Source organism: Streptomyces sp. NPDC002577 (genome assembly GCF_053594815.1).
Genome location: NZ_JBSFWK010000073.1, coordinates 21,756 through 31,243 on the forward strand (window position 1 = coordinate 21,756; position 9,488 = coordinate 31,243).

The window sequence follows — 9,488 nt, forward strand, 5'->3', positions numbered from 1 at the left end:
CCGGTTCTCCGGGGCACCCCCTTCTTGGTTCTTACGCGATGTGCTCCGCGTCCAGCTCCTGCTGGTAGCGGGTGCGGAAGTCGCGGATGTACGGGCGCAGCGTGTTCTCCGTGAGCGGGCCGCCCGACTGGCCCGTCACGCCGTACAGGTCCATCAGGTAGAGGCCGAACTGGCGGGCGTTGGGGAAGTCCATGTGCTCGGTGACGTACTTGCGGAAGGCGGTGAAGTACGCCTCCTCGCGCGACACGTCCTCCGGCAGGGCCGGGCCCTGGGCGGTCGCGTCCGCATCGGCGTCCGCGTACGGGGCCGCGGCCTCCTCCGTCTCCAGCGGCTGCTGCTCGGTGCGGGGGGACGGGATCGCCATGGGGTGGGTTGCCGGGCCCGGTGCGGCGCCGCCCAGGGGGCGGGTGCGGTTGGGGCCCGACGGGATCTGGATGCCGGAGCCCTGCGGGGCTTCGGTGGTGGGGTGCTGTTCCTCGTACCACTCCTCGTACTGCTCTTCCGGGGCGTATGAGGGGTCGTACGTCGGGTCGTAGCCGCCCTGATAGTCGGCGTGCTGTGGGGGTGCGAACCAGGGGTTGCCGGGGTCTTCGGGGTGCTGTGCGTCGTGGTCGCCCGGGGGTGGGATGGGCTGCCCGCCGTCGCGGGGTGCCGCTGTGCCCACCCGTGCCGCCCCAGCGGCACGATTGCCCACAGCTACCTCGGCCGCGGGCAGCTGCCGCTGCGGGGCCGGCGGCAGCACCGCCGGTTCGATGCCCGCCGCCGCCAGGCCCGCCGGGGCCGTTTCCGCGAGTGGGACGCCGTAGCGGGCCAGGCGCAGCGGCATCAGGGACTCCACCGGCGCCTTGCGGCGCCAGGCGCGGCCGAAGCGGGAACGGAGCCGGGCCTGGTAGACCAGCCGCTCCTGCTCCAGCTTGATCACCTGCTCGTAGGAGCGGAGCTCCCACAGCTTCATGCGGCGCCAGAGGAGGAAGGTGGGGACGGGGGAGAGCAGCCAGCGGGTGATGCGCACGCCCTCCATGTGCTTGTCGGCCGTGATGTCCGCTATCCGGCCGATCGCGTGCCGGGCCGCCTCGACCGCGACCACGAAGAGGATCGGGATGACGGCGTGCATGCCCACGCCCAGCGGGTCGGGCCAGGCGGCCGCGCCGTTGAACGCGATCGTCGCCACCGTCAGCAGCCACGCCGTCTGGCGCAGCATGGGGAAGGGGATACGGATCCAGGTGAGCAGCAGATCCAGGGCCAGCAGGACGCAGATGCCCGCGTCGATGCCGATCGGGAAGACGTAGCTGAACTTCCCGAAGCCCTTCTGGATCGCGAGCTCGCGCACGGCCGCGTACGAGCCGGCGAAACCGATACCGGCGATGATGACGGCACCGGCGACCACGACTGCGATCAGAATCCGGTGCGTTCGCGTCAGCTGAATGGGCGCGGCCACCCGCACTCCCCTCCCTGCTTCACTCTTCGGCGCTTCATCCTTCGGCCTGTTGCGCGGAAGGATGTTCGGCCTGTTGCGCGGAACAGCCTGGCACATGGATGCGAACGGCGGGTTTCCGGTACGGCAGGAGCCCGGTCACCGAACGGTACCGGGCTCCGCCAACGCGCTGCACGAGCAAGTGTTTTCGAGCGTCGTCAGCTGCTGCTCTTGGTGCTGCTCTTGGAGGCCTCGGGCGATGCGGTCTCCTTGGACGTGGCCTTGCCGGAGGACCCGTCACTCGGCTTCGCCGACGACGTGCTGTCGGCCTCGACGACCGCCGCAACGGCCTCCTTCGCGGCCTTCTGAGCGTCCTTCATCAGCTCGGTGGCGCTCGGGGTCTTCTCGCCCGCGAGGCCCGCACCGTTGTAGTCCAGCGTCACGACGACGTTCTCGACGCGGGTCACCACGGTCTGCTGCTTGAAGGAGCCCTCCTTCTTCTTCAGGTCGTAGGCCACGGCCGTCGCCTCGTCGCCCAGGCCCTGCACGGACTTCGACGTGACGTTCTTCGCGTCCTGCGTGCCCTGCGCGTCCTTCACCTGCTTGGCGAAGTACTCCTGCGCGAGCTTGTCCCCGCTGCCGCGGGTCGCGTCCGACTCGAAGCGCAGCAGCGACACATTGAGCCAGCGGAACTGCGAGCCCTTGACGCCGTTGTTGTCGAGGCTGTTCCAGGAGCAGTTGGAGCGGAGGGAGGTGTCGTTGGAGCTCCCCTCCTTGCCCGACTTCTCCTCTCGCTCGGGGACGAGCTCGTCGAGCGTCTTCTTCGTCAGGACCTTGCAGGGCTCCGGAAGCGAGTCGAACGCTGCTTCCTTCGCGCTCGCTCCCGCGCCGCCCGCCGATGCCGATGCCGACGCCGAGGCCTTCGCATCCGACTCCTTGGCCCCGCCGTCTCCGGAGCCGGAGTCGGAGGAGCAGCCGGAGGCGGCAAGGATCACCGGTACGGCGGCTGCGCAGGCAAGTATGCGGATGAGTCGCTGTGCTGGTCGGTGCATGGTTCCTTCACTCTGGATCGGTGGCAGGCCGGGCCCGGTGGGCCACGGTACGCCGAACGCGGCGGGGGCGGCTCCTCTTCACACGAGCCCCGGCACCTGCCCGATACGCCCGCAGCGGCCGTCAGCCGGCCAGCCGCTCGGCGAGCTTTTGCGCCAGTTTCTCTGCTCTGTCCTGCAATTCGGCGCTGTCCGGGACCTCCGCCGTGGTGGCCGGCTGTACGTCGTACTCGATCGTCACGATCACGTTCGACGTGCGGAACGCCACAGTCACGGTGCGGGTCGAGGTGGCCGAGGTGAGGACGTCGTCGATGAACGCCGCGTCCCCCAGACCGTCGAGGACGCGCGGCTCGAGCCCCTCGGTCGAGGACGCGGACGCGGACCCCGATGCGGAGTCGGACACCGAACCGGAGGACGAGGATCCGGCGTCCGCCGCGGAGGCCGACGCCGACGCCGTGGAACTCGCCTTCTCGGCGCGGGGATCGGCGGTCTCCGGAAGGTCGGCGGCGTCCTCCTTCGTGGCGAAGACCTGCTCGGCACGGGTGTCGTCGCTGACCGTCGAGTCGTACGACACCACACGCTCGAAGTCGACGTGGAGATGGTGGGTGGCGTCCGCCGACTCCACCTTCCAGTTGCAGCCCACGCGCCGGTCCGTGTCGTACGTCACCGTTGCCGTGCCGCCGTATGCCTTCTCCTGCTGCTCCTCGTCCGCCATGTCCTTTATGCCGGGAAGCAGTGAGTCCAGCGTGCTGTGGTCGACGGCGACGCACGCCTCGGGAAGCGTGCGGTACTTGCCGGGCCGGGCGGCCGAGGCCGAGGGGTTCGTCGCTCCCGACTTGGAGTCGGCGGCCGCGTCGTCGGGGCCGGAGCTGCCGGTGCAGCCGGTGAGCAGTGCCGCGAGGAGCGCGGCGACGCCGGGTACGTACGCCTTCCGCTGCACGTGATGGCTCCTCTCGAGGCGGCTGGACGCCGATATTGGGTTGCCGCCCCTGGGCGGCCGGTGAACACAATGTGTATCGCACGCACTGCCGTGGACGCCGGTCCGGCATCCCTTTTGTCGACCTTGGCTCCGGTATTTGCGATTACGGTCTTTTTTCGCTTCTTTCGCTTTTTTCAACTACGGGGGACTGGTGACGATATGTCGTATGTAGAGGTGCCGGGTGCGAAGGTGCCCATCCGGATGTGGACCGACCCGGCCTCGGTCGAGGGCGGCGCACTCCAGCAGCTCCAGAACGTCGCCACGCTGCCGTGGATCAAGGGTCTCGCCGTCATGCCGGACGTCCACTACGGCAAGGGCGCGACGGTCGGCTCGGTCATCGCGATGCGTGACGCGGTGTGCCCGGCGGCGGTCGGCGTGGACATCGGCTGCGGGATGTCGGCGGTCCGCACCTCGCTGACGGCGGGCGACCTGCCGGGTGACCTCTCGCGGCTGCGGTCGAAGATCGAGCAGGCGATTCCGGTCGGCCGGGGCATGCATGACGACCCGGTGGATCCCGGACGGCTGCACGGGTTCGCCACCGCGGGGTGGGACGACTTCTGGAAGCGGTTCGGCACGGTCGCCGAAGCGGTTCACTTCCGCCAGGACCGGGCCACCAAGCAGATGGGATCGCTCGGCAGCGGAAACCACTTTGTGGAGGTGTGCACGGACACGGACGGTGCCGTGTGGCTGATGCTCCACTCCGGTTCCCGGAACATCGGCAAGGAACTCGCCGAGCACCACATCGGCGTGGCCCAGAAGCTGCCGCACAACCAGGGCCTGGTCGACCGCGACCTCGCCGTCTTCGTCGCGGACACCCCGCAGATGGCGGCGTACCGCAACGACCTGTTCTGGGCCCAGGAGTATGCGAAGTACAACCGCACGATCATGATGGCGCTGCTGAAGGACGTCGTCCGCAAGGAGTTCAAGAAGGCGAAGGTCACCTTCGAGCCGGAGATCTCCTGCCACCACAACTACGTGGCGGAGGAGCGGTACGACGGTATGGACCTGCTGGTGACCCGTAAGGGCGCGATCCGCGCGGGCTCCGGCGAGTACGGCATCATCCCGGGCTCGATGGGCACCGGTTCGTACATCGTGAAGGGCCTCGGCAACGAGAAGGCGTTCAATTCGGCGTCACACGGCGCGGGCCGGCGCATGAGCCGCAACGCCGCCAAGCGGCGCTTCACGACGAAGGACCTGGAGGAGCAGACGCGGGGCGTGGAGTGCCGTAAGGACTCCGGCGTGGTGGACGAGATCCCCGGTGCGTACAAGCCGATCGAGCAGGTGATCGACCAGCAGCAGGACCTGGTGCAGGTGGTCGCGAAGCTGAAGCAGGTCGTCTGTGTGAAGGGGTGAACTGCCCGAGGGCCGAGGCTTGGCCGAAGCCCTCGGGCAGCCGCCCTACCAGGCCACGGGCAGTTCGAGCGGGAAGCGCCGGATGGTCTCCGTGTCCCAGCGCACCTGCTCCGCGGGCACCGCGAGCCGCAGCCCCGGGAACCGTTCCACCAGCCGCCCGATGGCCACCTCCAGCTCCGCCATCGCCAGCGGCGCGGCGATGCACCGGTGGCCGCCCCAGCCGAAGGTCATGTGCGGGGTGGGGGGCCGGTTCGTGTCGATGGTGTCGGGGTCCGGGAACCGCTTGGGGTCGCGGTTCGCCGTCAGGTACGACACATGGACGAAGTCGCCCTTCCGGATCTGCACGCCGCCCATCTCCACGTCCTCCAGCGCCACCCGGGGAATGCCGACCCCCTTGCGGAACGGGATGTAGCGCAGCAGCTCGTCGAGGACGGGTGTCAGGGTGTCCGGCCGGCTCCTGAGCTGCTCCATCAGTTCCGGGCGGGTCAGGAGGAGGTAGGAGATGTCGCTGATCTGGCAGGTTGCCGTGTCGTGCCCGCTGAGCATCAGCGTCAGGCACATGACGGCCAGTTCCTGGTCGTCGAGTGCGTCGTCGCCGTCCTTGGCCGCGGCCAGCGCGCTGATCAGGTCGTCGCCCGGTTTCCTGCGCCGGTCGGCGACCAGCTTGCCGAAGTACTCCCGCAGCTCCGCCTTGGCGGTCGCCGCCGTCTCACGGCTGTCCGGGCCGGTGGAGAGCAGCTGATGCGCGTACTCCTGCATCCGCGGCCGGTCCTCGTGGGCGATCCCGAGCACCTCGCAGATGGTGTGCTGGGGGAGCCGGTCCGACAGATGCTGGACCAGGTCCGCCGGCGGGCCCTGCTGGGCCATCTCGTCGAGCAGGGCGTCGGTGAGGCCCAGGATCGACTGGCGCATCCGCTCCACGTGCTTGTTGGTGAAGGCCTGTGACGCCAGGTGCCGCAGCCTGCTGCTGCGCGGCGGGTCGATCACGTTGATCGACTCCGGGGAGACGATCGGCTCCGGCGTCAGCCGCGGATAGTCGTGCCCCATGATCCCCGCGCGGCTGAACCGGTTGTCGGTGGTCACCTGCCGCACGTCGTCGAACCCGGTGACCAGCCACGCATCGCCTTCGCCGTACGGCAGACGGATACGGGCGATGGAATCGCGCTCCATGAGCGCGGCGAGGGAGGGATCGAACTCCATGCCTTCGCTGTAGTCGAACGGACATTTGATTGCTTTGCCGGTTTCGGTCATCGCGTACTACTCCCGTTCCAGGACGACGAGCGCGGCTGACGCGCACACGGACGGGCCGAAGACAGCCGCCTTCGCCGTTTCCCCGTATATGCCTTGTACGCGCCTGCCTGGCCCGGGACACCTCCGGGCGCCCTGATTGACCCGGTGGGGGTAGCCCGGTGGGAGTAGTGGGACTACCGGCTCACAGCTCCCGGTGGACCTTCGTGTTCGACGCCTGGGCGCGCGGGCGGAGGACCAGGAGGTCGACGTTGACGTGGCTGGGGCGGGTGACCGTCCAGGTGATGGTGTCGGCGACGTCGTCGGCGGTGAGCGGCTCGGCCACGCCCTCGTAGACCTTGGCGGCCTTGTCGGCGTCGCCGCGGTAGCGGGTCACCGCGAACTCGTCGGTCTTCACCATGCCGGGCGCGATCTCGATGACGCGGACGGGCCGGCCGACGATCTCCAGCCGGAGCGTCTCGGCGAGCACGTGTTCGGCGTGCTTCGCTGCCACGTAGCCGGCACCGCCCTCGTACGTCCCGTGGCCCGCGGTGGAGGACAGGACGACGACCGTGCCGTCCCCGCTGGCGACCAGGGCGGGCAGCAGGGCCTGGGTGATGTGGAGGGTGCCGATGACGTTGGTCTCGTACATCTGGCGCCACTCGGCCGGGTCGCCGGTGGCGACGGGGTCGGCGCCGAGTGCGCCGCCCGCGTTGTTGATCAGCACCTCGACGTGGTCGAGCGACGCGGCGAAGGCGTCCACGGCCGCGCGGTCCGTGATGTCCAGCGCGTACGCCGTCGCCTGGTGGCCGGCCTCGGTGAGCTCGGCCGCCAGCGTCTCGATGCGGTCCTTGCGGCGTGCGGTGAGGACGACGTGGAAGCCGGCCGCGGCCAGTCGACGGGCGGTTGCGGCGCCGATTCCGCTGCTGGCGCCGGTGACGACGGCGGTGCGGGGGGCGGCGTTCGCGGCGGTCATGGTGCTGCTCCTCGGCGTCGGGTGCCTCTGCTGCCTGGGACATCGGTCCGGCAGTCAGGATAGGCGGGCTGGAAGAGTGCCCGTGCGGGTGTCCGTTCCGTGGGCCGGGGGAGAGGGGCCTCCCGTTGTGGGCACTCGTTGTGGGCCCTCGTGGGCACAACCCGCGACAGCGGAGCCGTCACCTGTTGGACGGCGCCTGGCCGGGGCGGTACGTGGCATATATCGGGATGATTCACGGGCGGGGTGTGAGGCGGAGGAGCTGCAATGCGGATCTTGCGGGCACTGGGCGCGGCAGGCGCCGGTGCGGTGATGGTCATGGGACTGGCCGCCCCCGCGACGGCCGCCCCCACGGTGGCCGGCGGGCCCACGGTGGCCGGCGGGCCCGAGGCCGACATGGCCTACCACGGCTACGTCGCCCTGGTGCACGGCCAGATCGGACTCTGGCTGACCCCCCAGAACCGCGGCCCGTCGGGCGTGCCCGACGCCACCGTCCGGCTGCGCTGGTCGTCGCCCCTGGCTGACGCCCAGCAGCTGCCGGACCAGTGCACGCGGGCCGGCGCCGGTACGGTGCTGTGCCGCACGGGCGCGCTCGCGGCCGGAAGCTGGGGCCGGCGGCTGGCGATCTCGGTGCGTCTCGCGGGCGCGCCGTCCGAGGTGACCCTGCAGATCGACACCGTGTGGAACGGCGGAGCGCGGGACAAGAACCCGCAGAACGACCGGCACAAGGTGCTGGCGCTGGACACCGGGGACTCCTACTACTTCTGACCGCTTGCTGCGCCTGCGGGCTGGGCCTGCGGGATGCGCCTTCGGAGTCAGCGGTCAGCCCCGCGCGTACACCGTGGGCGGCACCCCCACCGTCGCGGTGAAGTCGCGGACGAGGTGAGCCTGGTCGGCGTAGCCGAGGTCCGCGGCGAGGGCGGCCCAGTCCACGGCCTGCCCGCCCTGCTCCGGCTCGGCCCGTTCCAGGGCCTCGTGTATCCGGTACCGAAGGATGATCCACTTCGGTCCCACGCCGACGTACGCCGCGAAGAGCCGCTGCAGCGCCCGTACCGACAGGCCCTCCGCCCGGGCGAAGGCGGAGACGCGCCGGATCGTGCGGTCGCTGCGGATGCGGTCGGCCAGGGCCATCGCGAGGTCGGCCTGGGGGTCGGGCACCGGACCGAGCCGCAGCAGGAACGCGTCGAGAGCGGCCACGCGCGCGTGCTCGTCGTCCGGCGAGAGGACCGCTTCCGGGGCCCCGCCCAGCGCCTCGGCGTGCGTGAACACGTCTTCGAGGGGGAGCCGCTGCCCTGTCCAGTCCGCCACCGGCCGCTCCGGCGCGAAGGGCCGGAAACCGCCGGGCCGGAACTGCACACCGCACACCCGCCCCCGCCCCTCCAGCTTCTGGCTGAACAGGTCGAGCCCGATGCCCGAGACCTCGCCGAACGGTGCGCGGTCCGCGAACCGCTGGAAGACGACGTTCACGGACGGATGCGGCACCACGTGCGTGGCGTACGGCTCGGGAAGGTCCCAGTCGATCAGCCAGTAGTGCTCCAGGAAGGGGCGCAGCGGCTCGGCGGGGAGGTGGCGTCGGAAACGTACGCGGGACATCAGCCCAGAGGCGTCGACGATGCCCCGGGTGTCGCGGCGTGGCGTGGCGGCCATGGCCGGATGGTACGTGGCGCCCCGGCCCCGGCGGGCTGTTGTCGCGTTTCTTCAAGCCGCGCCTGCCGACTCGCTCGTACGGTCGCTTCATGACCGACATGGACAGCGACATGGACAGCGCCATGGACCGTGACATGGACAAGAAGTCTGCAGACAGCGACCCCGTCGGCGAGCTCCTCGGCATCGCTGCCGAACGAGCCGTCCCGGTCGTCCGGGCCATCACCGACGACCAGCTCACGGCCAGTACCCCCTGCGCCGACTACGACGTCCGGCAGCTGGTCGACCACATCTTCCACGTGGTCGTGCAGTTCCAGGCGCTGGCGGCCAAGAAGCCCGCGGACTTCAGCCACACTCCCGACCACGTGGGCGCCGGTGCCGACTGGCGCGAGCGGTTCGCCGAGGAGGCGGAGCGGCTGGTGGCCGCCTGGTCCGCGCCCGGCGCCGAGGAGGGCACCACGGGAGCGATGGGCCTTCCCGCGCGCACCGTCGGATGCATGGTGCTGCTCGACCTGACCGTGCACGTCTGGGACCTGGCGCGCGCCACCGGCCAGCAGTACCGCCCGGACCCGGCGACCACCGGCGTCCTGCAGACGCTCGGCGATGCCGTCGCCGACATGGCGCCCACGGCCCGGAAGATGGGCTTCTTCGGCGATCCGGTGCCGGTGCCGGACGGGGCCTCCGACTTCGAGCGGCTGCTGGGGGAGACGGGGCGCGATCCGGGCTGGAGCAGGCCCTAGGTGTATTGCCCCGGAGGGTTGTTGACTCGGGTGATGGGCGGCTGGCCTCCGAGTGCGGTGTGGCAGCGATGGTAGTTGTAGTCGTGGAGGAAGCTGTCGAGGGCTGCGC

Annotated in this window: 9 protein-coding genes and 1 pseudogene; 3 read left to right on the forward strand and 7 right to left on the reverse strand. The window is 70.3% G+C overall.

The genetic code is table 11. The features are described 5' to 3' along the window. Window positions 1-31: 31 nt before the first annotated feature. The 3 genes from ACWD4J_RS42345 to ACWD4J_RS42355 all read right to left on the reverse strand — a co-directional run bounded on the left by ACWD4J_RS42345 (window position 32) and on the right by ACWD4J_RS42355 (window position 3,403). A complete protein-coding gene (locus ACWD4J_RS42345; protein WP_451400887.1) occupies window positions 32-1,438 on the reverse strand; it encodes a DUF2637 domain-containing protein in 1,407 nt (468 codons plus the stop codon). 194 nt (window positions 1,439-1,632) lie between these two features. Then, complete coding sequence (locus tag ACWD4J_RS42350) at window positions 1,633-2,466, reverse strand: DUF3558 domain-containing protein (protein ID WP_451400888.1); 834 nt, start codon at window positions 2,464-2,466, stop codon at window positions 1,633-1,635. A 121-nt stretch (window positions 2,467-2,587) separates the two neighbouring features. Then, window positions 2,588-3,403 (reverse strand): DUF3558 domain-containing protein, encoded by an 816-nt coding sequence (locus tag ACWD4J_RS42355; RefSeq protein ID WP_451400889.1) that lies wholly within the window; start codon window positions 3,401-3,403, stop codon window positions 2,588-2,590. Window positions 3,404-3,601: 198 nt separating this feature from the next. Here ACWD4J_RS42355 and ACWD4J_RS42360 point away from each other — a divergent pair, with 198 nt between their 5' ends. Continuing rightward, complete coding sequence (locus tag ACWD4J_RS42360; RefSeq protein WP_451400890.1) at window positions 3,602-4,795, forward strand: RtcB family protein; 1,194 nt, start codon at window positions 3,602-3,604, stop codon at window positions 4,793-4,795. Between the two features lie 45 nt (window positions 4,796-4,840). Here ACWD4J_RS42360 and ACWD4J_RS42365 read toward each other — a convergent pair whose 3' ends face one another. Both ACWD4J_RS42365 and ACWD4J_RS42370 read right to left on the reverse strand, forming a co-directional pair. Continuing rightward, the gene (locus tag ACWD4J_RS42365; protein ID WP_451400891.1) at window positions 4,841-5,995 is read right to left on the reverse strand and encodes a cytochrome P450; all 1,155 of its coding nucleotides are present in this window, start codon (window positions 5,993-5,995) and stop codon (window positions 4,841-4,843) included. 232 nt (window positions 5,996-6,227) lie between these two features. After that, the gene (locus ACWD4J_RS42370; RefSeq protein WP_451400892.1) at window positions 6,228-6,998 is read right to left on the reverse strand and encodes an SDR family NAD(P)-dependent oxidoreductase; all 771 of its coding nucleotides are present in this window, start codon (window positions 6,996-6,998) and stop codon (window positions 6,228-6,230) included. A 264-nt stretch (window positions 6,999-7,262) separates the two neighbouring features. Between ACWD4J_RS42370 and ACWD4J_RS42375 the strand changes: the two genes are divergently transcribed. Beyond that, a complete protein-coding gene (locus ACWD4J_RS42375) occupies window positions 7,263-7,763 on the forward strand; it encodes a hypothetical protein (protein ID WP_451400893.1) in 501 nt (166 codons plus the stop codon). A 54-nt stretch (window positions 7,764-7,817) separates the two neighbouring features. Here the strand turns inward: ACWD4J_RS42375 and ACWD4J_RS42380 are convergent, their stop codons facing one another. After that, the gene (locus ACWD4J_RS42380; RefSeq protein ID WP_451400894.1) at window positions 7,818-8,642 is read right to left on the reverse strand and encodes an AraC family transcriptional regulator; all 825 of its coding nucleotides are present in this window, start codon (window positions 8,640-8,642) and stop codon (window positions 7,818-7,820) included. A 134-nt stretch (window positions 8,643-8,776) separates the two neighbouring features. On the opposite strand from ACWD4J_RS42380, the gene ACWD4J_RS42385 reads away from it, so the two are divergent. Further along, entirely contained in the window at window positions 8,777-9,379 is a 603-nt protein-coding gene (locus tag ACWD4J_RS42385; protein WP_451400895.1) for a TIGR03086 family metal-binding protein, read from the forward strand. On the opposite strand, the pseudogene ACWD4J_RS42390 reads toward ACWD4J_RS42385, so the two are convergent. Further along, window positions 9,376-9,488 (reverse strand): annotated as a pseudogene (locus ACWD4J_RS42390) (IS481 family transposase); the annotation flags it as partial. The gene ACWD4J_RS42385 and the pseudogene ACWD4J_RS42390 sit on opposite strands and share 4 nt — an antisense overlap.